This is a genomic window from Bradyrhizobium erythrophlei, assembly GCF_900142985.1.
Taxonomy (GTDB): Bacteria; Pseudomonadota; Alphaproteobacteria; order Rhizobiales; family Xanthobacteraceae; genus Bradyrhizobium; species Bradyrhizobium erythrophlei_B.
Genome location: NZ_LT670849.1, coordinates 5942449 through 5965825, shown reverse-complemented (window position 1 = coordinate 5965825; position 23377 = coordinate 5942449). Strand labels below are relative to the sequence as shown.

Sequence of the window (23377 nt, the reverse complement as noted above, 5' to 3'; positions counted from 1 at the left end):
GAAAATTCGCCGCGACGGCGACGGGAGTCAGGCCACTCGGTCGAGAAGCTTCTTCGCCCGCGCCTCGAGATCGAGCCGGGCATCCTGATGGGGCTTGTCCCGGGCAACTGCAGTAATGCCCTGCACGAAGTCGAAGATGCTTTCGGGCTTGCGGCCCTCCTCGGCGAGCACCGTCTCGATGATCTTGGCCGTCTCCGACTTCCCAAAGCCGCGCTTGCGCAAGAATTCAGTTCGCTCGTCGTCGGTCCGTGCGACGATTCGCTCGCGCGCGGTCTTAATGCCGTTGACGAACGGCATCGGCGAAGAATTTGCGAAACGCGTGAGCGCCGGGGACGCCTCGTGGGCAAATCGGGAGGCGGCGTATTTGGAGTGGCGGATGGTGATTTCCTCGAAATCCTCGACGCCCCAGAGATTGCGATTCTGGCAGACGGCCCGAAGATAGAAACTCGCAATACCAAGCGTCTTGGCACCGACCTCGGAATTCCAGCAATAGAAGCCGCGAAAGTAGAGGTCAGGCGAACCGTCCGCCAGTTTCCCCGCCTCGATCGGATTCAAGTCGTCGACCAGAAACAGGAACACATCTCGGTCCGAGGCGTACAGCGTGGTGGTGTTTTTCGTGATGTCGACGTGTGGGTTGTAGACACCCGTCGACCAGTCGAGCACACCGGGCACCTTCCAGCGTGTATCACCGGTGCCGTTGCCGGCGATCCGCTGCACGGCGGCAACCAGTTCGTGGTCGTAGATGCGCCCGTAGTCGGGGCCGGTGATAGCGCGCAGCTCAACGCGTCCGTCCTCGACCTCGAGGGTTTTGATCAATTCGGCGCGGTGCGACGTCAGCCCGTACTGAAGATTGATGGCGGCGAGCGAGGCTGGCAGCTCGCGCAGATAGGTGGCCGGCGCGCCGACCATCGTTGTGAGCTGACCAAAGCTCCAGTGCGTGGGTGCGAGGGGCATGTCCTCGCCTGGCAGCATCAGAGTCAGTCGCTCCGCGTCGCCACGGTTGGCTTCCACCCGGATCGACGCAGTTTCGGCCGTACGGGTCCTGCTTCGCTCGGCGCGGCCGCGCACCACGGCGTGCAATTCCGAGAGTGACAGGTACCGTTCGTCGGCCGGCCGCGAAAACCATTCCGAGGACACGCGGCCAATCCGCTCCCCGCGGTTCACATCCACCCTGTAGCCACCGCGCTCTCCGCGAGGGGCATCCACTATATTCAGCTGGGTCATGGGTTATCTCCATGACGGGCGCCGCAAGCCTCTCTCGCGACCTCCAACCCGTCACGGAAAAATCGGCCAACCTCTCACTCTGCGATGCTCGATCCACGCGCGAACGGAAGCTACGGAACATCCAAGGCTTCCCAAATCAGGCGAAGCCAGGCCTTTGCGGGCGCAAGCCCGCAGGAAAAGAGGCAGCCGCAGGAGCGTCAGCATAGCGCCGCCTCTTGGCGGGACGCGGGACCGACTGCAGTCGCGAGACCGGTTAATAAGGCACCCGAACGCGGGACAGTGATAGCGACGCCGGAATGCAATGACGGCGGGGCCCGCGGACGAGTGCCTCCGGCGAGCGACACATTAGCGACTTCACGACTCGTTGGTATCAATTTTGCTTTCGTGATATCGTCTCGGTGGTGTGCATGTCGATGCACGACATGCGCGCGACTACTGAGCCAATTTTTTCAGAGGACCACATGGCAAAGAAAGCGAAGAAGGCAAAGAAGAGCGCGAAAGCTACCAAGAAGGTGGCAAAGAAGACGTCGCGGAAGAAGTAACGACGAGAAAGTGCTGCTCCGGATCGAAATCCGGACCTAAATAGTTCTCTTCAGAGATCTGAAAGGGGCCTCTACAGGCCTTCGGATATCGAGGAGACAAGACAAGATCGGACCTTTGCGCAGACGGCGGCGGCTGCATAAAGGTCCGGTTTTTTATTGGCCCGCTGACGAAAGCCTGAACTGTTCTTGCGCGAAGGATCGACGCCGCAAGGCCGCGACGCAATTGCGGTGCGGTTCACGAGAGCCTGGTCCGCGAAAGCGGACGCCCCCGTCGCCGCATGCGCATCCAGCGTCGTTAGAACCCTTGAAGCGAGATTTCTTCTCGCGTCCTTGTCTGTGCGTCGTAGATTCTAACCAGGAGATTGGGAAAGCGCCTCTTCAGCTCTTCCCCACCTGCCTTGGCGCCGTCCCTAGTGGCGAATTCTGCTTTCATCCGGCCATCAACTTCGAGCGCATAACCTTGATCGGGCAGTTCACGGGTCATTCCAACCATCTTATTCCTTCGCGCATTCGAGCCGATAGAGACAATTGCTTAGCGTGAGTCGCAGAAATAGCGCCAGCGTGGGCCCAGCATCCAATGGCCGCATTGTGGACGACTCAGCGCTTCCATCCGGATATTTTCGGTGCGAACCGAGGCGCCCACTCGCTGCTTCAGAGCTAGAAGGAATCCGCCAGCGCGATCTCCGTTTTCAACGCATCGATGCGCCGTGCGGCTTCGCCAGAGCTCAAATTCGGCGCGTACTGTTTGGGCTGATAGGCCTCCTCGGCCAAGCTCTTCAGCCGCAAGGCCTGGGCTCGCGTCATAGGGCCGTCAAGGCGGCCTGCGACCCCACCGTATTTCGTAACCATGGCTTTCATTTTCCGTCTCTCTTTATATATGTGCCGCTTGACTCTATGTTCTCTTTTTGTTCTTATAAGCCCATGGACAACCGAATTAATGAAATCCGCCGCAAGATCAGATCCTTGCGGGCTGAGATGGTAGGCGTCGAGGACGCCATGCACGACCAGATCCGTAATGATCTGGACAGTACGGATTCCGCACTCCGGCTGATCGCTATGAGGACGGAACTCGCTGCGCTGGTGGCCGCATGGAAGGCCGCCGGCGGTAGCGACCCGTTGCCGACCATCGAGGAGCGGCTCAAGGCAAACAACCGGCCGGCCGAGAGGCCGAAGACCGCAACTCGCAGCCGATGATGACCTTGGCCCGGAGCGATCGATGGACCGCAATCTGGTTCTGCTCAATCGCAACATCGCCCGGCTCCGGCGCGACGTCCGGCTTCAGTCTTGCGAGATCGAGCAGCTGATAGCTGCTGATCTTGACTGCACGCCCGCGGCCCAACGGCTGATGCGGGCACAGGCTGATCTTGTTCTCTTCATCGAGAGGCGGGAGCGGCTGATCGCGCCGGCGGCGCATGAGCGATGATCCACTGCCGCTCAGGATTCTGGAGTTGCGCGCTCAGATCGCCGAACTCTCCAGCACCATCCACCAGCTTCAGCGATCCGGCCTCGACGACGCCGCACCACGTCTGTTGATCACAAGACGACGAGCGGAGCTCGAGGATCTGACGCGCCGAGCCAATCAACGATCGCACGGAGGCTGATGCTTTGGCCCACGAACCTCTAAAATGGTACGACGACAAGTCTGACCATCCAGCGTGGATCAAAGCGCTGGCCGACGTGCGACGGCAGGCGACACTGGAAGGCTACTGCTACCAACACGTACAAGCGATCATCGTCGCGATCGATCAGTATGCCGAAAGCGCGCTCGGCAATCGCGGGTATTTCCTGAACAAGCCACATCGGATTGGCTGAGGCAATCCGGATGATGATCACCCGGCGAACCGCAGCCTTGTTGATGTTCCTGTCACTTTGGAGCCAAGCCCTGGCTGATGACCTGATCGGGCAAGCCAGTATCATTGATGGCGACACACTGGAAATACACGGTACACGGATCCGTCTTTGGGGAATTGACGCACCCGAGAGCACCCAACTGTGCCGTGGCGAGGACAGCTTACAATATCGGTGTGGCGCAAAAGCTGCGAATGAACTGGACGCCTTCATTGCGAGACGGCCGGTCAACTGCACGCCGATGAACCTGGACCAGTACGGGCGGACGGTTGCAACCTGTTCGGTCGGAGACGCCGATCTCGGCGCGTGGCTTGCGCACAACGGCCTTGCGCTCGACTGGCCGCGCTATTCAAAAGGAAGGTATGAAGCCGATCAACGCGACGCCGAACGAGCCGGGCGTGGCATCTGGAGTGGCAGTTACGTTGAACCCTGGCTGTATCGGGCCTGCATTCGATCCCAGGGAAGTCCCGCCAGTTGCTCGGACGATGCAAACGCGCATCCTTAGAACGGACCCGCCAATGTGCAATCTTTATTCGATCACCACCAACCAGGCCGCCATCATCGCGCTATTTCGCGTCGTCAATCGCTATGTCGGCAACCTGCCGCCGATGCCGGGCGTTTTTCCGGACTATCCTGCGCCGGTCATACGCAACACGGACTGGGGCAGCGAACTGATCACCATGCGCTGGGGCATGCCCCCTCCTCCGCGGGCCGGCAACTTCCCGGTCACCAACATCCGCAACACCACCTCACCCCACTGGCGCGCGTGGCTTAAGCCAGAGAACCGTTGCCTCGTACCTGCCAACAGCTTTGCCGAGTACGCCCCCGAACCAAACCCGGAAACAAAGAAGAAGGACATCGTGTGGTTCGCGCTGAACGAGGACCGGCCGCTGTTTGCCTTCGCGGGCATCTGGACCGAATTCAAGGGAGACCGCGGCACGAAATCAAAGCCGATCCCTGGGCCTCACCTCGTCTATGGCTTCCTGACAACCGAGCCAAACGCGATCGTCGCGCCCATTCACGAGAAGGCGATGCCGGTCATTCTCACCACAGACGAAGAGCGCGACGTCTGGATACGTGCCCCTTGGGATGAAGCCAAAGCTTTGCAGCGCCCCTTGCCCGACGACACGCTGAAGATCGTCATGCGGGGCGCGGACAAGGAAGACAAGATGGTGGCTTGAGGCTTGCTAGCGCCAAACTGGCTGCCGCGAGCATGTCGCAGCTTATCTCGTTGCGGTTTCAAGACGAATCATCGAGCGTGACGTTCGATCAGGGGGGCAATTCGTGCTCGCGACGACCACAGCCTCATATCTCGAAACGCTCAATCCGGAGCAGCGTCGAGCCGTCGAGCACGGTGTCACCGCCGATGGTCATGTCGGGGCTCCCCTCCTCGTCATCGCTGGCGCGGGGTCCGGCAAGACGAACACGCTTGCGCATCGTGTGGCCCATCTGATCGTGAGTGGCGCCGACCCTCGGCGGATCCTTTTGATGACGTTCTCGCGGCGCGCGGCGTCCGAGATGTCGAAGCGGGTCGAGCGGATCGCCCGCAAGGTCCTGGGCGCGAATGCCGGCATCATGACCGACGCGCTCAGCTGGGCCGGGACTTTCCATGGTATCGGTGCCCGACTGCTCCGCGAATACTCCGACCAGATCGGGGTCAATCCCGCTTTCACCATTCATGACCGCGAAGACTCGGCCGACCTGATGAATCTCGTCCGGCACGAGCGCGGGCTCTCGAAGACCGAAAGCCGCTTTCCCACGAAGGGCACGTGCCTCTCGATCTACTCCCGCTGCGTCAACGCGGAGACCGAACTCGAAGAAGTACTCGGCGCGTCCTATCCGTGGTGCGCCGGCTGGGCCGCGGAGCTCAAGGAGCTTTTCGTCGCATACGTAGAGGCCAAGCAGAAGCAGAATGTCCTCGATTATGATGACCTTCTTCTGTACTGGGCACACATGATGTCCGAGGCTGCCATTGCCGACGACGTTGGCGGCCGCTTCGATCACGTGCTCGTCGACGAATACCAGGACACGAACCGCCTGCAATCGTCGGTTCTGCTGGCGTTGAAGCCCGGAGGGCGGGGTCTCACCGTGGTCGGCGACGACGCGCAATCGATCTACTCGTTCCGCGCCGCCACCGTCCGCAATATTCTCGATTTTCCCGAGCAGTTCAGTCCGAAGGCGGAGATCGTCACCCTCGATCGCAACTATCGTTCGACGCAGCCGATCCTTTCCGCCGCAAACGGGGTCATCGATCTCGCCAGGGAGCGTTTCACAAAGAACCTGTGGACGGAGCGCATGTCATCGGTAAGACCTCGCCTGGTCGCCGTGCGCGACGAGGCCGACCAGGCGCGCTACATCGTCGAGCGCATTCTCGAAACCCGCGAGGAAGGAGCCCTCCTCAAACAACAGGCGGTGCTCTTCCGTACGTCTTCGCACAGCGGGCCGCTGGAGGTCGAACTCACCCGCCGCAACATTCCATTCGTGAAGTTCGGCGGCCTGAAGTTTCTCGACGCCGCGCACGTCAAAGACCTGCTCGCCCTGCTGCGGCTCGTTGAGAATCCCCGCGATAGGGTCGCTGGCTTCCGCGTGGCGCATTTATTGCCGGGGATCGGCCCCGCTTCCGCGCAACGGATCCTCGATCACATGGCGGAGGCCGCTGACCCGCTCGGCGCTCTTTGTACCTTCCCGTGCCCGCCCCGTGCCGGTGACGATTGGACCACGTTCGTAGGGACGATCGGAAACCTCCGATATTCGGAATGGCCCTCGGACCTGGAGCGTGCCCGCCTCTGGTACGAACCACATCTCGACCGCATCCACGAAGACGCCGAGGTTCGACGTGCCGATCTCCTCCAACTCGAACAGATAGCCGCCGGATATCCTTCGCGTGAACGCTTCCTGACGGAACTAACTCTGGATCCGCCGGACGTGACCAGCGATCAGGCGGGCGTGCCATTGTTGGACGAGGACTATCTGATCCTGTCGACCATCCACTCGGCAAAGGGCCAGGAATGGAAGTCAGTGTACGTTCTCAACGTGGTCGACGGCTGCATGCCGTCTGACCTCGGAGCAGGCACCTCCGCTGAACTGGAAGAGGAACGCCGCCTTCTCTACGTCGCGATGACGCGGGCAAAGGATGATCTTCATCTCGTGGTGCCGCAGCGTTTCTTCACACACGGCCAGCATTCCCAAGGTGACCGGCACGTTTACGCATCGAGAACCCGCTTTATCCCCGAGAAGCTGCTTGGCCTATTCGAGCGCACGAATTGGCCGATAGCGTCTCCAGGCACCGCGCGCGGACCAAGCCAAGGCCCACGAATCGACATCGGCGCTCGCATGCGAGGGATGTGGCGCTAGGCCTTGCTGCCGACCACATCGGTCGTCCCTTGTTCAGAGCAACTAGTGGAGGACTCGCCAACTTGTAGCGAAACGCGCCGAACCCCGCACCGCCGCGCTTCAAATCTGAACAAGCCGCATATAGTTGTCTACACTTCCGGGGCTCTGCAGGCTCGGGTTCCATGAACACCACATTTCTTCTCATGGCACAGTATGGCGGCAAGGCGATCATTCCCGTCGAGCAGGCCTGCCAAGACTATTTCTCGCATTTGAGCCCGAACAAGCTGATCCAAAAATTGAGTGTCGGGGAGATAACGATTCCGCTCGTCCGAATGGAGGCAAGCCAGAAATGCGCAAAGGGCATCTACCTCGTGGATCTAGCGAGCTATCTCGACGCGCGTATCGCGGCGGCAAGAAAAGGGTTGACCGCCATGACGCGATGACAGCGAAGCTTCCCTAGGGCACCGGCACAGCCGAGATCGTAACGATGGCCTGGGCTAGCCCCGCCCCGCCGGCACAAGCCACGTGCACTCGGACGACATGACCAGGCGGCGTGATTTCTTGCAATCTTTGAAGTGCTCCGCCCGACAGCCGGGCCGACGCCAAGGAACCAGACTGCAGGATTTCGATGTCGCGCCAGCCGACCTCGGCGGTGTTCTCTGTCCCCAGAGCCTTGAAGCAAGCCTCCTTGCCGCAAAACGCACGGCCGAACAGTAAGGCATGATCCGCTCCCAGCTGGCAAAGCCTGCGCTCTTCGGCAGTGAAGAGCTCGTCGATCCAGGCCTCGCCCAATCCTCTGAGGGAGCGCCTGATGCGCTCAACCTGACAGAGATCGACTCCAACCCCGAGGATCATTTGGTCTACCAGAGGGCACGGAACGATAAACCGATGACGAGAAAGAGTATGGCCCAGACGATGCAGGTCGCGGACGCACCTTCGGATTTGATGCCAAAGACGTCGAGTGACATGGGACCGTCAAGCGCGCGGGCGAGACTGACAAGAAGCAGCGCAGAAATCCCGGCAACGGGGATCCCGATCGCCGCGGGGCCGTGTTGATCGTAGAGCTTCACAAGGTCGACGGTTGCAAGAGCCCCGCCGCCCTCGCGAACGATCCTGACGACGGCAATCACGATGGTTGCTGAAAGCGCCGCGTAGATGATCTGGACAAAGATCCTCGCGGCGGCTCCCCATTTCGAGGTTTTCTTGTCCTCTTCTGAGCTGGCGCGCGGATCACCGGTCACGCGAATAACCCCACCCGCTCATCGGACGCCTTCGCTGGCGCCGGCGAGTCTGGGGTACGAAGACCCCAGCGCGGAGGAAACATGGGACGCGGCAACGGTTCAGCCGCTTGACGAAAAAGCTGCTTGATGCGCGTGCGCCCTGTCAGGCCACGGACATGAGGATGCGCCACGCGGGCATATTTGGATATCTCGCAGAACAGGTTCTGGCAATCGATGGGCTGCAACCTCCTGCCAAAGAGCGTCTGGAATTCGATGCCGGCGGACCGAAACGCCTCCTCCTGGCGTTCGCAGACCCAGTTGATGACCTCTTCCGCGCTTCGTCCGCCCGTGTCGGTAAAGCATTTGGCAATGCCGTCTGCAGCGCCCGGTCCGGCAACGACGAACTCACTCTCTTTGTGGTCAAGAAACGCAGCGTAGTTGAGATCGATTGCGTACTGGAACGCGAGAAACGGGCCAATTCCCGGATAGCTTGCGAGCAAGGCGTAGATGTCCCGCAGCGACGGCGCCTGGCAAATCCTATCCGGCAGGCGGTCGTCCATCATGCGCGCCAGCAAAGCGAGGTGGTTGGCGTGTTTTCGCTTATGACCAAATGCCGGCGACGGCATGATGTAGGCCGCGGAATATAGCTTGCCACCACGATCCATTATTCGATCAAGTGTTATTGCAAGAACACCCAGGTCAACGCGGTCCCAGATCATAGGACCACAGCGGCGTTCGAGCTCTTCCCAGGTCTCGACACGGTTGAAAAGCTTGAACAGGATGGTCCGGAAGAAAACCTCGGAGGGTCGTGGGGATCGGTCCGGATGATATTGGATCTCGCGGATCAGGTATTGGCTCACGCGATCGCTTGCGCGATAGGCATTGGTGAAACGAAAGGTCGATAAGATCGGATCATTGGTCCATGGACCGACCGGATTCGACATTCGCCGAAAATAGATCGCTTGCCGCTCGGCAGCAAACCGCCAATAACTCTCGAAAACCGGTGTCGCTATCATAGGCCCCTGACGATCCTGAACGTTAGGACAGCCAAATCGGCGCGCGAGAGCACCGATCGGGCGCCGATACGCCAGCATAAGAATCGTCTGGATCATAGCGGGTTTTCAGCTCGCCGTTAACAGGCCGACGACTGCGGGAGGATCATGGCGCACGCGGTGTTGGGGTTGGCGACGCTGGCGTAGAAATGCCGGCCTTCGATTGGTCGGCTTGAGGTCGAGTGAACGAACACTCTCGTAATCCAACGGTCACAAGCGCACCGATGGCGAGCGCCGTGGCCCATTTGAGAACCGCCTGCTCGCGCTCGACGGCGTTGACACGGTCGGTGAGCTTCTTGTCGTTTTCGTTGATCTTCGACAATAGGCTGGCAAATGACTGCAGGCCACCGGCAATGGGACCTGTGAGTCTCGAGGGGATGGAATCAAAGCCCTCTTTTTTGGAAACTTGTTTTGGCTGATCAAGGTCAGCGTAAAAGATCAAGAAGCAATCTTCGCCCCGGGAGAGATGAACCGGACCGGGTCCGGCATTAAAGACCGAAAAGATCAGCCGACCTTCGTAATTCGGATCGACATGGAATCCGGAGACGTTGACCAGCCCTTGGAACTTGTAGCGCGCTCGTATGGAAATGAAAGCGATAGCCGAAGTCGGTACGATGATTTTTTCCTCGGTCAGGATAAAACCGAATTGGCCGGCGGGAACGGTAAAGCCCTGGCCCTCTTTCAATTGGGTCTTGGGTTTGTTGCGAGGATCGTCCGGCTCTCCGGTCGGAGATACATAGACTTCCGGACCAACCCTCAAACGATAGGAAGCTCCGTCGATGCGCTCGGGCCTGTAGTCGGTGACAAGCGCCGGCAACTCCTTTTCAAGACGCAAACCGCCCCAGAACATTATGCTTCGCCCCCGGCCCCTTCCTGAAAGAGTTTATCGAAAATCGAGCGCTGCTCGACCTGGCGCATACGGGACTTGTAGGATTCAGCCAAGTCCAACTGCCTGTCACTGGCCTCGGCTAGAATTACCTTGAGCAGCTCCAGATTGCATCGCTTCATTTCGTCCCGGAATAGAATGCTTTCCAGATGGTCCCAGGACTCGCATATCTTGGCGAGGTGTCCCGCATGACGTGCGAAATTCCGCACCAGCCAATAATCGTCGGCATCGTTGCGCCCGATACTTTCGGCAAGGCTTGCGCCGAGCGATTGAAACGACTGAGACGCATCGGCGCTTGCACCAATATCTGACCCGATGTCCTGATTTAGCGTGTTCGCGGTAGCAAGCACGATGACGAAGGCATCCGTCAAGGTCTTGGTCAGCTTGGCCTGATCAATGTCGTCGATGGCATCGAAGAAATAGGCCGTATACTTCGCGTTATGCAGCGCCATATGCTTGACGCGCTCGGCGAGCGGCATGATGACGACATCCTTGTGATATGCCTCATCATGCCTCAACTGGGCCCATTGTAGCCGGAGAAAATCTTCTCGCAGGGTCATAGGCAACGGTTCCTTCAGGCCGCGGCAGGCTCAGTTTGATAGAGGTTGCGACAGCGCGCAATCAGCGCTTCGACATCGCGCTTGCCCCATCGTCCAACGGTGTCGCTTGAACCTGTATCAAGACAGGCGAACGTCGAGTTGATGGTGAGCGTGCCGATCTGGAGTTTGGTTTCCTTGGCGAGGAAATATTGCAGCCGACCGAGGCCTACCAGATTGCCGAGCAGCCGCTTGACGTAATAGTGCGAGCGGTAGGTCGCGTTCAACCGCACCTTGCCATCATGCACCTTGATGCTCAGATGGCTGAGGCACGGGCCGCCATAGAGACGCTTGCGGTCGGTGACCGCGTCATAGATCGGGATATCCTCCTCGAGGGGCCGGCCGGCATTGAGCTCAAATGACGCTCGATACTTGCCGTGCGCCACGATCTTGGCGACCAGTTCCTCGAGCGGATTGAAGATCTCGCCGTGCGCGTCCCGTTGCCGCAAGAATCGGTAGGCATAACTTCCCCAGTTGCTGTCGCTCCGGCCCTTCTGGATGGCGCGAATCTTGTCCGGAAATTGGCTGAAGACGCTGTTGGTGCCCTTTCGCAAATACTCATCGAGCGGGAAGATCGTTTCTGCCACGGTATGGATACTGAAGGCGCCGTGACCTGTGAGGAACTGGTCGACCGCCTGGTACACGGCGGCGTCCGGCTTCGATAGCACGGTGGGCTCGGTCACATGCAGGATGACATCGAAGTCCTCCTGATCCGAGCAATCCTGCAGATATCGCGCAGCCGCGAGCCAGACGGAAGGAGCGGTTTGACCTTTGATCAGTTCCATTTCGACCTCCTAGGTCAGTGTAGCGGTTTCACGCAATTGTCGGGTGGTGTAGCTCGGAGAAAGCCAGCCATATCCCCCAATTCCCCAAGCTGTTCCCCAGCTGTTTCGGATCAGGATCATCGGCGTTCCATCGGCATGCGCCCCGTGACCGACGGCAAGCACCGCGTGGCCGCCGCGCTCAATGTCGGGACTGACGTCAGCTACCTGGCCCAACGCATCAGCGCGATAGAAGGCGTCGGTGATGATGACGCCGAGAACGACAAGATGGCCTGCATCGAGGGCGCCGGTAATGTCGTCAAAGCCGAGGCTGCCCAGCACCATGCGCCGCTTATGAAGTGCTGTCGTGATCGCCGGCGCCGTCCACGGCGTGACCTGAACAGGACTGTAAGGCCAGGCCGCTTCGACCGGCTGTCCCTCGTCGGCTAGCGCGCCGGCCGCGGCGGCCATTGTCGTGCCGACGGCCGGATTCTTTCCAGGCGTTCGTTCCACGGAATGATAGAATAGGTATTCGACCGACAAATGGCCGACAATGCCCGCCTTGTGCTCGTGCGCCGCCGAGGTCGCAAAGGCGAGACATGACTGCCGTCGGCCTTGATGGCGAACCGGTTGAAGGTGGGTCCGGAGATCAGCACGGATGGCAATCAAGATCTAATTCCCAGGCGACGACGTTTGGCGCGGGAAAGACCACCGGTCTCGGGACCCTGCAGAGACAATGCAACCGAAAACGCCGGATCGTCAGCCGTTTCGGGATTCCAGGGCTGGATCTCGCGCATCGTCAGCGAGCCGGTCCCACCCGCAGGGGGACGCGCGATCAGTGTGCGCACGCTGGGCGCGCCGTAGAGAAGCGGATCGCGAGAAAATGAGGATCTGTCGGACAGCACCTCGTAGCCCGCCTTGCGGAGCGCATCGACCTGCCACTGGTAGCCGCTGCCGGCCGCCTCCGAAAGCTCAATCCGGATGAGATCGTCGGGGTTGCCGACGATCTTGGCCCCGTCGTCCTTGCCGGTCAGCCGCCAGACATCGGCCCAGCTGTTGCCGGGTTTGAACTCCTCGCCAAGGGTGGCCTTGAGCCGGGCGACCTGGGCCTTGCGCAATTGGTCCACCTCGCCCTGGGGCAGGATCTGATGGCTGAAGAGGCCCCAGCAGGTTGCCTCATAGCTCGCGCCCATCCGCAGCGAGAGCTGATAGACAATGTCGGGATTGCGCAGGTGACGGGCGACCGTCCATCCCTGCGATTGGATGTGGTGTCGGTAGAGCCAGCGGGGCAGCAGGAACTCGGCGGCGAAGGCGTCAGCAGCCACCTCCTGCAGGTCCCGTCCTCCCGTGGGCACCAAAGGCCCGCGCTCCAGAATGTCCAGGTCGACGCTGCCACGGTGGTTGAGCACGACATGGCCAAGCTCATGGGCCGCGGTGAAGCGCTGAATGTGCAGACCACGGCGCGTTGTGACGATAATGCCCCGGAGCGGGGCCGGAAGACATAATCCAAGCGCAGTGTCGAGCGGCTTGAAGACGAGCGGAATATCCAGCTCCGCGATCGCCTCGAAGACATCGATCAGCCCCTCGCCCTGGGTAACGCGGGATTGCAGCCCGAGCTCGTCGTGCACGCGTTTGGCCGCGGCAACAGCGTCAAGACGAGCGGTTGCAATGGGCGATCTAGCCACGGTCAGCGCTCCGTGGACCACGTGTCTGGAGAAATTCCGCGAAACGCAATAGTTCGGCGCGGTCGTCGGCCGACAGCTCGGTCGCCGCGCGCGCCAGCGCTTGCACGTTTTCCGGAAGCGGGTGCGCCTTGGCGGTGCCTGTCAGCGCTTCGATCGTTTGGCCGTAGACCTCGGCAAAGCGCGCAAGCTCGACGGCATCCACCTTCCGGCGACCGTTCTCAACGAGAGATAAAGCGGACCGGGACAGACCGACGGCGTCGGCGGCCTCTTCTTGCTTCAGTTCGAGGTATTCGCGCGCCTGTCGGAGCCGGTCGCCGATCAGTCTCCATTGTTCGGCCTCATCGCTCATGTCGTCCCTCATGCTGGTTCTGGCTGTTTAACGGGCTTGGGCGTTTTCACCTTGATCTCGCCCGTAAACACCTTCTTGAGCTTCGGCACGATGTCGTCGATCATTTCCTTGCAGCTCGTGTAGCCGCCGGGCTTGATGATGGCCGGTGGCAATTCGATGTCGAGCACCTTCTTGGTGACGACCCTTGCGTCGACAACGCGTTTGGAATCGATCGCAGGACCCGTCCCGATAATCGATCCACCGTCGCCCGACGGCGCGTCAGAACCGTCCGCTCCATCAATCGGGGCGGTCTCTTCCGCGAACCATGCCTCAAGTTGGGAAACGAGATCAGACACCTTCTCGTCGAAGGCTTTCGCCAAGTCGTCCTTGGTCGCGCTCATTCGCACGCTCCATGTTCGATTTCCGAACATGATATAGGAAGTACGCGCGAAAAGTCAACAAAACTGAGCCGTGAAGTTGATCCGCCTTCTTAGGCCTCAACACTTATCTCTTAATATTCAATAGGTTACATCAGGCACCTGATAAATTGTCTAAGTCGAGGAGTACAGTCCGTGAATGGGTCGCCACGTCGGCGATCACCGGCGACATGGCTCACCATCCTTGTCAGATGGTGCACACCACCGGGTCGATCGGCGACAACGACCGGAAGGCCGCCGCGCTCACTCGCTCGCGCCTCTTCGCCGAGTGGGCCGACCAGTTGATCCTCGTCATCGGCCCCCACCTCGCCGCCCCTATAGACGGCCACGTCGTCCGCGACGGTGCAGCGTTCAGGTTTGCGGTGTGAGGGCGGCGGCCGATCCGATTCAGCAGTCATCTAGGTCGTGTATGATCGGACGCAGAGCATGCGAGGTGACCTCGAGGATTGCCAGCGTGATCGGCAACTTGAACCGCCGCGGCCCCGCGCTGCCCGGATTCAGAAATAGCACCCCATCGACTTCGTCGATCTTCGGTACATGGGAGTGGCCCGACACGATCACATCGATACCGGCGGCAACCGGATCTACCTCAAGCGCTTTCAGATCATGCAAGACGAAGATGGACCGCTCGGCGAGCCGGACGCGCTCGGTCTTGGAAAACTCGCGGGCCCAATCGCCCTTGTCGACGTTTCCCCGTATCGCGGTCACCGGCGCGATATCTCGGAGCTCCGCAACGATCTCGGGGCGACCGATATCGCCGCCGTGGATGATGTGGTCGACGCCCGACAACCGATGCATCGCCTCCGGCCTCAGCAGACCGTGAGTGTCCGAAATGATCCCGATCTTGAATGTCACGGCTTCCCGGTCGAGTAGGCTCGGGCGGCTTCCTCTTTCGAACCGAAGGGCTCGGTCTTCTGATCAACGCCGCGTCGATACCAGGTGCTATACGACTCTTCGTACACTCTGCCGTGGGCCTGATCGACGGCAGTCACCTCCAACGTGGCGATCAACTCCGCGGATTCGATCTCGAATCTGCTCTTGTGGTCGCGGTCCGATTTGGAACCCAATTCGATCGCGTCCACCAACGATCGGATTTTGGGACTCGCGAAGGATACATTCGGATTGTGCGCGAACTCGTTCCGTATCTTTCGTATCACGTGAAGAGCTGCGTGCTCGTAGTCCGCGATAAGATGAAGCACACGGCAAAGATCTATTTTGGTCGAGAACGAACCGAGCGGCGGCGCGCCTCCAGAAAAAAGCGCCGTCCGCGCTTTGCCCGGCGCAAGATACGCACACAGGACCAGTTCGAGGGCGCGTTCGAGCTCAGCGCCGACCAGGACTGCCATGCCGCGCTCGCTTTCCTCGCCGAGTGTCCGAATTAATTCGTACCGCCGTTTCCATTCGGGGTCGCTGTCAATGAGATCTTGTACCGCATCGGACATGTTGTTTGGGCCAAGGGGACGTGTTGGTTCGACTGGGGCGTGCCCCAACGATATCACATCCGTGGCAGGCCAAGCCGCTAAGCCGACTTCCGTTGCCTTCCCGCTGCAGGCTTCTTTGCTGCGACCTCTTTAGTCGACTTTTTGCCCGCGATCGGCATCAGCATCTCCTTCTGACCGGCTGCCGCCTTCCGAGGCTTCTTGCCGCCCTTCTTCGCCGCCTTGGGCTCCGGCGCAGCGCCGCCGCCGACGCTGCGACGCAGGGCCTCCATCAGGTCGACGACGTTCTCGCCTTTGGGCCGTTCCTTCGGGCGGATGGTCTTGCCCGCACGTTTTTGGTTGATCAGATCGATCAGCGCCGTTTCGTAATGATCCTCCAACTTGTCGGGCTCGAACTGTCCGCTCTTGGAGTTGACGATGTGCTTGGCGAGATCGAGCATGTCTTTCGTGACTTTGACATCCTCAATCTCGTCGAAATATTCGTCCTCGGATCGCACTTCGTACGAATAGCGCGGCAGCGTGCCGACGAGACCCTTCTCTAGCGGCTCGAGCGCGATGATGTGCTCGCGGTTGGTCAGCACAACACGCCCGATCGCGACCTTTTCCATCTCGCGGATGGTCTCGCGGATCACCGCGAAGGCGTCATGGCCGACCTTGCCATCCGGACGGAGGTAGTACGGCCGGATCAAATACCGCGGATCGATCTCAGACTTCTCGACGAACTCGTCGATCTCGATGGTGCGCGTGGATTCCAGCGCCACCTCCTCAAGCTCCTCCTTCGAGAACTCGACGAACGTCTCGTTGTCCAGCATATAGCCCTTAACGATGTCTTCGTTGGGCACCTCTTCGCCAGTGTCAGCATCGACCTTGAGGTACTTGATACGGTGTCCGGTTTGGCGATTGAGCTGGTTAAACGAGATTTTCTCGCTCTACGATGTCGCCGGATAGAGCGCCACCGGACAGGTGACGAGGGACAGGCGGAGAAAGCCTTTCCAGTTGGCACGGGGGGCCATGTACGCTGAACTCCGATTGCGGTGTTGCCTAAGTCTAAGACGATCGACGATCTCCGGTTCCGACACATGCCCGCACACGAGTCATATGCGGCGACAAGTATTGCGGCCAAACATCGACCGGCTAGCCACGCGTTGCGAACAAAACGAGAATATGCCAGTTTTGCCAATATTTTAATCACCCTGATTCGAGTGCTCATATGGCGACTGGGAGGCAATCCAAGCGGACGAAGCCCTCTCTCAATGACCGCTTCAATTTTGATGGTGGCGTGGTCGCGCCTGGAGACCGCCAGGCGCTGCGATCGGCGATGTTCGAGGTCGAGGATCGCGCATCGGGGCAAGACCGCTGCCTCAAACTCTGGCGGAAAACTGGAACGCCGGTGGATGAAGATCTACGACAGCTTTGGCTGCACGAAATGCGCCAAGTGCAACGGGTCATGTCCTATGCCGGGGCGCGAGACGTCATCGTCGATGTCATCGAGTTCGTTGAGGATGAAGAAGACTTTGGCGTCGTCCTTGAACGTGTTGGCCAACCGCTAGATGAAAAGCGCAAGCGTGTCCCGCGACCGCACTGGCTCCGAAATCTAAACACACCTCGTCCACGTGTCTTGTTCTGGAAGAACATCGCCCGCATCGTGGTGGCGCTTGGAATTGTACACAAGCAAAGCCTCGTACACGGCCGCATCGGTGCCGATGTCGTCATGACAGAGGGCCTCGACGAACCTGATTTTCAGCTCGGCGGATTCGAATGGAGTCTCTGGCTGAGTTCCGATCTTGCCGAGAAATCACAAGCAAAGCTTGGTCCAGCAGCGGCTCTGAGGCGCGCAGACCGCTATTCTTTTGCGGACGATTGGCGCGACCTTGGATTGATGATTGCTGATTGCCTCGACACTGTCATACAGAAAACTGGCGAGGTGTATCCGAAGGAAGGGTCATTGATTGCGCTCGATGTTCCTGAGCGCGCGCTGCTGCGTCGCCTCGTAACACCAGGTCGAATGGATCATCTCGACGCCGACTCTATCGCTCGGTCGATTGATGACCTGATTGCCAGCGTATCGCGCGCCTCCTCTGCGCGGGCTGGCACATTTATTTTGGTTTTCAGCGGGCAAGCCAGGTTGGGGGACGCGGTTTACGCGCAGACGTCGGGCGCAATCCCGGTTGACGAGTATCGTCGGCAGTTGGACTGGGTCAGGGCAGATCTCGATCAGGGTGCAACGTTGTTGGTTCCGCGTGTGTTCGACCCCGGAACAAGCTCGCTTCGGCTGATCACCAACACGATGGTCTACAGAATGCGTGCCTTTCGCGACGAAGGGTCGCCTGTTTGGGATATTGCCGTATGTTACGCCGCTGAGGTGAGGACTGACATCTTCAGCCTCGGTGAACACGACGAACATTCTATCGTGCAAGCTATAAGTGTTGCGGGAACCTCGCGACAGGCGCAAGAGCTGCGCGGCCGGCTTGGCCCTGACGTGCTGGACTGGACATCGTTTTCCAATCCCAAAACCGAGAGCGGACCTGATCCGGAAAGCATCGCGATAAGACGCGCGCTGCTGCTGCTTCAGACGATCGAAGCGGTCACCAAGGCGCTCGACGTTTATCCAATAGACGTCCTGGATACCGGACGACGAGAGGGGCGGCGATTTGCAATCGTGCGAGCCGCATCTGCAAGCGACAGAGACAAAATCGCCAAACGAATTAATCTGTCGGAAGGGGCCGCAGCGCTCAAGCGTTTATTCGAAGACGAGCATCGCGACGCTGACTCGAAGTGGCGTATCAGCCAGGCCGCAAGCCTTGGCGCATCTCGAAACAACGATGTTACCGCCAGCTTCGTTGAGGTCGTGGATCATCACGGAATCCGGGGCTACCAATTCGAGATCGATGAGGAATTGACGCTTGACGGCCAATTATTTCTCAGGACCGAACGCGACACCGGAACCGAGCAAGTCATCGGCCGGCGCCTGCGGAACATCAAAGCACTCGATACGCGCGTCGATCTGACCGAAATGTTGGCCGATCCATGGAGAGTTCGTCACGCGAGCCGGGAAACGCTCAGTGACGAAGAACAGAACGACAGCTATTTCCTGGACCTGGATAGACCGAAACGAAAGGCCCTCGCCGGGTTGTGGTCAACCCTACCCTCATTTTTTGTCGTTGGGCCGCCCGGCGTCGGCAAAACGAAGCTTGCGACCGAAGTCGTCCGCCGACGCTTCGCATCCGACGGCTCAACACGGATGCTCGTCAGTGCTCAAGGGCATGACGCGCTCGACAATCTGCAAGAGAAAATCAAAGAAACCCTGAGTGAAGCCAAGCTGTCTGACGTGCTCGTTATTCGTTCGACTACGCCCGAAAAACGGACGACATCGGACGAGGAAGTTCACAAGGCAGGCTTGGAGTATCTTGAGCGGCTTGCCGACAGCGGCGTGATCGGCACTATTCCACTATCCATTCAAACGCGCATCAAGACGTTACGGCAAGCAGCCACGCGTCTGGAACGTTCGAAAGATACGGTCAGTCGGCAGGATCGATCTGGACTTGGCGCGATCTCCCATTTGGTCCTCGACGCAGCAAACATCGTGATCTCGACAGCCAATTCACCTGATATTGAGCGGCTCGTTGAAGCCCGCGAACAATTCGATTGGGTGATTGTTGAAGAAGCTGCCAAAGCAACTGGTCCTGAGCTTGTCGGACCGCTGATGCTCTCTGGTCGACGGTTGTTGATTGGCGACCATTTCCAGCTTCCACCATTTGAGGCCGATCGCCTCGTTAAAATGCTGAGCGATCATAGCCTGGTCGTCGAAGCACTTGGTCTCGCGGATCAGTTGGTTGGACCGCTTATGCACGATGGCGAGATTGACGAGCTTGAACCCTTGAAATCTGACCCGACGGCGCTTCGCGATATCGCCGCAATGGCACTCCGCGTGCTCGAACCTTTCAGGTCCGTTGTTGAAGAAGACGAACGCCGATCTGTAGCCAATCCCAATCACCGACCGCTCGCGGAAACGCTGACAGAGCAACGGCGCATGGATCCCGCAATTGCGGAAATCGTCTCGAAGGCATTTTATCGTGGTCGCTTGGAGACGGAGTGCGGCCGAAAGAACGAAGCCGAGACCAAACCATCCCCGGTTTCACATTTGGGCCCGCTGCCGAAGTCACCTGTCGTTGCCGTCGATTTTCCTCATGTCAGTTCAACGAGCCACGGAGCCGGAGCCGAACGGGGTAAGCCGCGGTGGCAGAATCCCGCTGAAGTCGGTGCGGTTATGGACATCTTGAGGTTACTGAGGCCCATCTCCGGCTCCAAGAAGCCAACGCTTGCCATTCTCTCGCCCTATAAGGCTCAGGTCGACAAGCTTCAGGACGCGCTGACAGGATTGAGGAGCGGAAGCTTGTCTCATCTTGACGGTTTTCTGCCTGTGCGCAGCAACAATGCGTTTGTTGGCACCGTCGATTCTTTTCAGGGCAGCGAGGCAGATGTCGTCATTTTGTCTTTGGTTCGCAATAGCCCGCGCACTGGTGCCGGCGCACTTGGATTCTTGCGCGACAAAAGAAGAATGAATGTCGCCATCAGCCGCGCCAAGCGCCATTTGTTCATTGTCGGCAGCTTGGATTTTCTTCGCGAAGCGGTGCGAGGTGTCAATCCAGATGCGGCGGAACATGATCTTTCATTTCTCACCACGATGGTCGACACCATCGCTGATTTGACAACGCGCAAGCGAGGAGAACTTCCCCTCGCCACCATCATTGCGGCCTCTAAATTGAAGGGGAGCAAATGAGCGTTGTCATCGCCATCCCTGTCTTTCGCGTCGGCTGCAAGGTCGGGATTGATCGTGGTCGGGCATGGAGTGTGATTGACGAAGTTGTTTTATGGATGATCGCCAGACAGTCGAAGACGGTAGCGGAACTCTCCAGCCAAGCTGATTTGCCGCATCAATTGATCATCGCCTCAATCGCTCGCCTCATGCGTTTCCGGCTCGTCGAGATCGATCCGACTGGAACGGTCATGGCCTTTCGAGCGAGCAGCTATGGCTTTAAGGCCATTAGCGGTGGCCATCCCCTTCCCTATTTCCCAAAGCGGATTGCGAGACGGGTGAGCTTTATCATCGAGTGGGCGACTGGCGATTTCTTCCCGACAAGGCAAGCCCCACGGCTTTTATCTGCCTACCGACTCGACCAAGAGCGCCAGTCTGGCACCGAGGTTCGGATAATCTCCGTCGAGGGCGGAGGCCCCTCGATGTCCCATGAGGCGAACCTCAATCGTCTTTCCGAGATTGCGGCGCGCGGTTGGGATGAGCAGGTCGCTCTGGTCGATGGCCGGACTGCGACGCTACGAGACGATGAGTTTATGGTGCTGCGAGTTATTGACGGAGAAGCACAGGGACTTCCCCAATCAGCCGGCTCGACGCTTCGCCATCTGGTTTCAAGCGCGGCAAAAATGCCAGCGGGCACGAAAACAGTCTCCATAACCTATAGCGGCCCGCGCGAGACCGATGATGTTGAGCCGATTAGTCATAGCTGCGAATTCGATGCCAACGACATTATCATTGGAGGCACCTCTCACCGAGAATGTCTTGAGACGATGCTGACCAAAGCACACCGGCGCATGATCGTTCATTCGACGTTTCTGGACGCGACACGGTTCGCGCTTCTTGCCGACGCAATCCGATCGGCCTGTTCGCGCGGCGTCCAGTTTGATCTACTTTGGGGAGCTGAGAAAGACGAAGACACGGAGAAGAGAAATTCCGATGCGGCGTTAGAGATCGCCAGAATCGTTCGTGAAGATCCCGGTCTGAAAGGTCGCGTCAATATCCGAATGCGTTCAACCGGGTCTCATGCGAAAGTTATTTTGCACGACACCGCCGAAGACGGATGGGTTGCGGCGGTTGGTTCATGCAATTGGCTCTCTTCGCCGTTTCAGGCCGTCGAGATGTCTGTGGTTCTGCGCAACCAGCACGTTGTGGCTGAGGTCGCCTATTCACTTAACCGCTTGGTTGGACGTCGTGGTCTTGCCGATGACCTTGCGACGGAATTGGCAATCATCATCCGCGATCTCCGAGAATATAAAAAGAGGGATGGGACGGCAAAAATAGCTGTCGTCGTCGGAGACGCGCATGATCAATTATTACGAACAGCGAGTGGCGCAACGCGCCGATTTCTAGTCGGGTGCCATCGACTTGGCTCAACGGCCAGACCCGGCGCGATTATGCAGGGTGAAACCGCGGCACGTCGCGAAGGCGTGAGGGCGACTGTACTGTATACGCAAACGAGCGGGCCGCTGAAGAACCGGCATGCACGAGCGCTGGAAGTTGAAGCTGATGGCAACGGGTTGATCCTTCGCAAGACGAAGAATCCGCCACTTCATGGGAAATTTGTCACCTGGGACGACGACGACGTCGTTGTCACGAGTCTCAACTGGGCGTCGGCAGCGTCCGATCCTGATTTTCCTTGGGCCGACATTGGGATTCATATCAAGTCGAGGGAAATCGGCGCTGTATTAGCCGCCCGCCTCGAAGCGATTTTTCCGGAGCTTCAACGAACAGGTGGGTCTCCCGCCTCCATGGGTTCCGTTCCAACCGAAGTTCGTTAGCGCTTCGGAGATTCCGGATCGGTGATCGCCGCTGCGTAAGCTCAGCCTTAAGACGGTTTTATATTACCTCCACTTGGTTGCTTTGGTTGACAAAGTTGCCTGAGTGGCCATATTGGCGTGAGGAGCTTTCCGATGACACAGAAGATTCAGCCAAAGACGCCGCCCCCTCGCAAGACGCGGTCATCAACGGCAAGCGTCATCATGACCATGCTTAAGGTCCGGGGAAATCCGAGTAAGGCCTTAAAGGATCTTACCATTCCAAACGGCGCGGAGGTTGCGATCATCTCCAAGAGCGGTGAGATTATCAAAAAGCTGCGTCAACGAGGCAAGATATCGTTCGGAAGCATTCAAAAAATCAAAGTCAGGCCTGTTTCGCAGACCAAAAAGACGCAAGGTCCCATTATCAATCAGGCAGCATTTGAACCCGACGCACGATCGCTGGCGATTCTCGAAGGCGTTCGAATTGCTCAAGAGGACTTGCGCGAAGCGGGCGGGGCATACGACCTCGAACAGGTCAGAGTTCTGATGCGCGGCGTTTCGCGTCAGGCAATCGACAAACGGGTGCAGGAAGGAAGCCTGCTGGCAGTACCTGGTCCGAGCAATCGGCGTAGTTATCCAACGCTGCAATTCAATCAGGACGGCACAGTCGTCGATGGTCTTAGAGCCGTCTGCGAGGCATTGCCGACGACCAATCCTTGGACGATCGTGAATTTCTTTGCGCAACCCGACGATCGATTGAATGGAAGAAAGCCGATTGATGTCCTTAAGCAGGGCGACGTCGGTCTCGTGGTCGAAGCTGCGCGCCGCATGGGCCAGCAGGGAGCGTGAGCGGGCCTCTTCCGCCATCAGACCTCGCATCTCGTAATCCTGAATTGGTGATGTTGCCGGCGGGCACGGTTGTGCATAGATTCTACACTGCGGGATATGAGCCGATTTTCTTCGACCCATCACTGCTTGGTCGACTGAATGCACCAGACGGAGGCTATGGGGTCCTGTATGTTGCGGAAAAAACATCTGGGGCGTTTGCCGAAACGTTTCTGCGAACGCCGGGCCGAACACTGATCGATGCCGATTTGCTTCGCCGCAAGGGATACGCTCGCCTGGAGCTTCACTCCGACCTAACGCTCATCAAACTGGCTGGTCCCGGCTTGGCGATTTTGGGCGCAACTGCCGAGGTCGTACACGGGGGACTCCCCTATGACGTTCCACAGGCCTGGTCGAAAGCCCTGTTTGAACACCCCCGGGGGGCGCATGGTGTCGCCTATTATGCGCGTCATGACGACGAAGCTCTTTGTTATGCAATTTTCGATCGTGCCCGATCAGCCGTCAACGAGGTGGAACGACAGACCGACCTCGATCAGAGCTGGTTTTGGAAGCTTGCACAACGATACAAGGTCGGAATGGCACCGAACTAGCGCATGTGCACGCAAATCAG

Annotated in this window: 27 protein-coding genes and 1 pseudogene; 12 read left to right on the top strand and 16 right to left on the bottom strand. The window is 58.9% G+C overall.

Features of this window, described 5'->3' with window-relative positions; all coding sequences use genetic code 11:
- Positions 1–27: 27 nt before the first annotated feature.
- The 3 genes from BUA38_RS28530 to BUA38_RS28520 all read right to left on the bottom strand — a co-directional run bounded on the left by BUA38_RS28530 (position 28) and on the right by BUA38_RS28520 (position 2624).
- Positions 28–1224 (bottom strand): DUF932 domain-containing protein, encoded by a 1197-nt coding sequence (locus BUA38_RS28530; RefSeq protein WP_072823234.1) that lies wholly within the window; start codon positions 1222–1224, stop codon positions 28–30.
- Between the two features lie 837 nt (positions 1225–2061).
- Entirely contained in the window at positions 2062–2250 is a 189-nt protein-coding gene (locus BUA38_RS28525; RefSeq protein ID WP_244553084.1) for a hypothetical protein, read from the bottom strand.
- A 173-nt stretch (positions 2251–2423) separates the two neighbouring features.
- Positions 2424–2624: a DUF3072 domain-containing protein gene (locus BUA38_RS28520; RefSeq protein WP_244553083.1), complete on the bottom strand. Its 201-nt coding sequence runs from the start codon at positions 2622–2624 to the stop codon at positions 2424–2426.
- Between the two features lie 138 nt (positions 2625–2762).
- On the opposite strand from BUA38_RS28520, the gene BUA38_RS28515 reads away from it, so the two are divergent.
- The 7 genes from BUA38_RS28515 (at position 2763) to BUA38_RS28480 (ending at position 7390) form a co-directional block, all read left to right on the top strand.
- Entirely contained in the window at positions 2763–2960 is a 198-nt protein-coding gene (locus tag BUA38_RS28515; protein WP_156898784.1) for a hypothetical protein, read from the top strand.
- A gap of 22 nt (positions 2961–2982) precedes the next feature.
- The gene (locus BUA38_RS28510) at positions 2983–3189 is read left to right on the top strand and encodes a hypothetical protein (RefSeq protein ID WP_072823226.1); all 207 of its coding nucleotides are present in this window, start codon (positions 2983–2985) and stop codon (positions 3187–3189) included.
- A gap of 182 nt (positions 3190–3371) precedes the next feature.
- Positions 3372–3578 (top strand): hypothetical protein, encoded by a 207-nt coding sequence (locus BUA38_RS28500; protein WP_072823222.1) that lies wholly within the window; start codon positions 3372–3374, stop codon positions 3576–3578.
- Positions 3579–3591: 13 nt separating this feature from the next.
- Positions 3592–4119 (top strand): thermonuclease family protein, encoded by a 528-nt coding sequence (locus BUA38_RS28495; RefSeq protein ID WP_072826502.1) that lies wholly within the window; start codon positions 3592–3594, stop codon positions 4117–4119.
- A 13-nt stretch (positions 4120–4132) separates the two neighbouring features.
- Complete coding sequence (locus tag BUA38_RS28490; protein ID WP_072823220.1) at positions 4133–4795, top strand: SOS response-associated peptidase; 663 nt, start codon at positions 4133–4135, stop codon at positions 4793–4795.
- A 103-nt stretch (positions 4796–4898) separates the two neighbouring features.
- On the top strand, positions 4899–6968 hold the full coding sequence (locus tag BUA38_RS28485) for an ATP-dependent helicase (RefSeq protein ID WP_072823218.1): 2070 nt from the start codon (positions 4899–4901) through the stop codon (positions 6966–6968).
- 161 nt (positions 6969–7129) lie between these two features.
- A complete protein-coding gene (locus BUA38_RS28480; protein ID WP_072823216.1) occupies positions 7130–7390 on the top strand; it encodes a pyocin activator PrtN family protein in 261 nt (86 codons plus the stop codon).
- 13 nt (positions 7391–7403) lie between these two features.
- Here the strand turns inward: BUA38_RS28480 and BUA38_RS28475 are convergent, their stop codons facing one another.
- Genes BUA38_RS28475 through BUA38_RS28430 form a run of 10 tightly spaced genes read right to left on the bottom strand, consistent with a single transcriptional unit; the run spans position 7404 to position 13876 of the window.
- A complete protein-coding gene (locus BUA38_RS28475; protein ID WP_072823214.1) occupies positions 7404–7802 on the bottom strand; it encodes a holo-ACP synthase in 399 nt (132 codons plus the stop codon).
- Between the two features lie 5 nt (positions 7803–7807).
- Positions 7808–8188: a hypothetical protein gene (locus tag BUA38_RS28470; RefSeq protein WP_072823212.1), complete on the bottom strand. Its 381-nt coding sequence runs from the start codon at positions 8186–8188 to the stop codon at positions 7808–7810.
- The gene (locus BUA38_RS28465; RefSeq protein ID WP_244553082.1) at positions 8185–9279 is read right to left on the bottom strand and encodes a nucleotide kinase domain-containing protein; all 1095 of its coding nucleotides are present in this window, start codon (positions 9277–9279) and stop codon (positions 8185–8187) included. The genes BUA38_RS28470 and BUA38_RS28465 overlap by 4 nt, the downstream gene beginning before the upstream one ends.
- 46 nt (positions 9280–9325) lie before the next feature.
- Entirely contained in the window at positions 9326–10069 is a 744-nt protein-coding gene (locus BUA38_RS28460; RefSeq protein WP_072823208.1) for a dCTP deaminase domain-containing protein, read from the bottom strand.
- On the bottom strand, positions 10069–10665 hold the full coding sequence (locus BUA38_RS28455) for a hypothetical protein (protein WP_156898782.1): 597 nt from the start codon (positions 10663–10665) through the stop codon (positions 10069–10071). Before BUA38_RS28455 ends, BUA38_RS28460 begins: the two co-directional genes overlap by 1 nt.
- A gap of 14 nt (positions 10666–10679) precedes the next feature.
- Positions 10680–11486, bottom strand: coding sequence for a hypothetical protein (locus BUA38_RS28450; RefSeq protein WP_072823204.1), 807 nt, complete (start codon positions 11484–11486; stop codon positions 10680–10682).
- 9 nt (positions 11487–11495) lie between these two features.
- Positions 11496–12131: a C1 family peptidase gene (locus BUA38_RS28445; RefSeq protein ID WP_072823201.1), complete on the bottom strand. Its 636-nt coding sequence runs from the start codon at positions 12129–12131 to the stop codon at positions 11496–11498.
- Positions 12128–13147, bottom strand: a complete 1020-nt coding sequence (locus tag BUA38_RS28440) for an ImmA/IrrE family metallo-endopeptidase (protein WP_072826501.1) — start codon at positions 13145–13147, stop codon at positions 12128–12130. Before BUA38_RS28440 ends, BUA38_RS28445 begins: the two co-directional genes overlap by 4 nt.
- Positions 13140–13496, bottom strand: coding sequence for a helix-turn-helix transcriptional regulator (locus BUA38_RS28435; RefSeq protein WP_244553081.1), 357 nt, complete (start codon positions 13494–13496; stop codon positions 13140–13142). The genes BUA38_RS28440 and BUA38_RS28435 overlap by 8 nt, the downstream gene beginning before the upstream one ends.
- A gap of 8 nt (positions 13497–13504) precedes the next feature.
- The gene (locus BUA38_RS28430; protein WP_072823197.1) at positions 13505–13876 is read right to left on the bottom strand and encodes a hypothetical protein; all 372 of its coding nucleotides are present in this window, start codon (positions 13874–13876) and stop codon (positions 13505–13507) included.
- Positions 13877–14103: 227 nt separating this feature from the next.
- Here BUA38_RS28430 and BUA38_RS37195 point away from each other — a divergent pair, with 227 nt between their 5' ends.
- Entirely contained in the window at positions 14104–14280 is a 177-nt protein-coding gene (locus BUA38_RS37195) for a hypothetical protein (RefSeq protein WP_156898781.1), read from the top strand.
- Between the two features lie 19 nt (positions 14281–14299).
- Here the strand turns inward: BUA38_RS37195 and BUA38_RS28425 are convergent, their stop codons facing one another.
- The 3 genes and pseudogenes from BUA38_RS28425 to BUA38_RS28415 all read right to left on the bottom strand — a co-directional run bounded on the left by BUA38_RS28425 (position 14300) and on the right by BUA38_RS28415 (position 16364).
- The gene (locus tag BUA38_RS28425) at positions 14300–14767 is read right to left on the bottom strand and encodes a metallophosphoesterase family protein (protein WP_072823195.1); all 468 of its coding nucleotides are present in this window, start codon (positions 14765–14767) and stop codon (positions 14300–14302) included.
- Entirely contained in the window at positions 14764–15354 is a 591-nt protein-coding gene (locus BUA38_RS28420; protein WP_072823193.1) for a hypothetical protein, read from the bottom strand. Before BUA38_RS28420 ends, BUA38_RS28425 begins: the two co-directional genes overlap by 4 nt.
- Before the next feature lie 77 nt (positions 15355–15431).
- A pseudogene (locus BUA38_RS28415) lies at positions 15432–16364 on the bottom strand (Ku protein).
- 305 nt (positions 16365–16669) lie between these two features.
- Here BUA38_RS28415 and BUA38_RS28410 point away from each other — a divergent pair.
- The 4 genes from BUA38_RS28410 to BUA38_RS28395 all read left to right on the top strand — a co-directional run bounded on the left by BUA38_RS28410 (position 16670) and on the right by BUA38_RS28395 (position 23357).
- Positions 16670–20131: a DEAD/DEAH box helicase gene (locus tag BUA38_RS28410; protein ID WP_244553080.1), complete on the top strand. Its 3462-nt coding sequence runs from the start codon at positions 16670–16672 to the stop codon at positions 20129–20131.
- Positions 20128–21942 carry a phospholipase D-like domain-containing protein gene (locus BUA38_RS28405; RefSeq protein ID WP_072823189.1) on the top strand — a complete coding sequence of 605 codons (1815 nt, stop codon included), beginning with the start codon at positions 20128–20130 and terminating at the stop codon, positions 21940–21942. The genes BUA38_RS28410 and BUA38_RS28405 overlap by 4 nt, the downstream gene beginning before the upstream one ends.
- A gap of 132 nt (positions 21943–22074) precedes the next feature.
- Complete coding sequence (locus BUA38_RS28400) at positions 22075–22770, top strand: hypothetical protein (RefSeq protein WP_244553079.1); 696 nt, start codon at positions 22075–22077, stop codon at positions 22768–22770.
- 50 nt (positions 22771–22820) lie between these two features.
- Positions 22821–23357, top strand: coding sequence for an RES family NAD+ phosphorylase (locus BUA38_RS28395; protein ID WP_244553078.1), 537 nt, complete (start codon positions 22821–22823; stop codon positions 23355–23357).
- Positions 23358–23377: the final 20 nt, after the last annotated feature.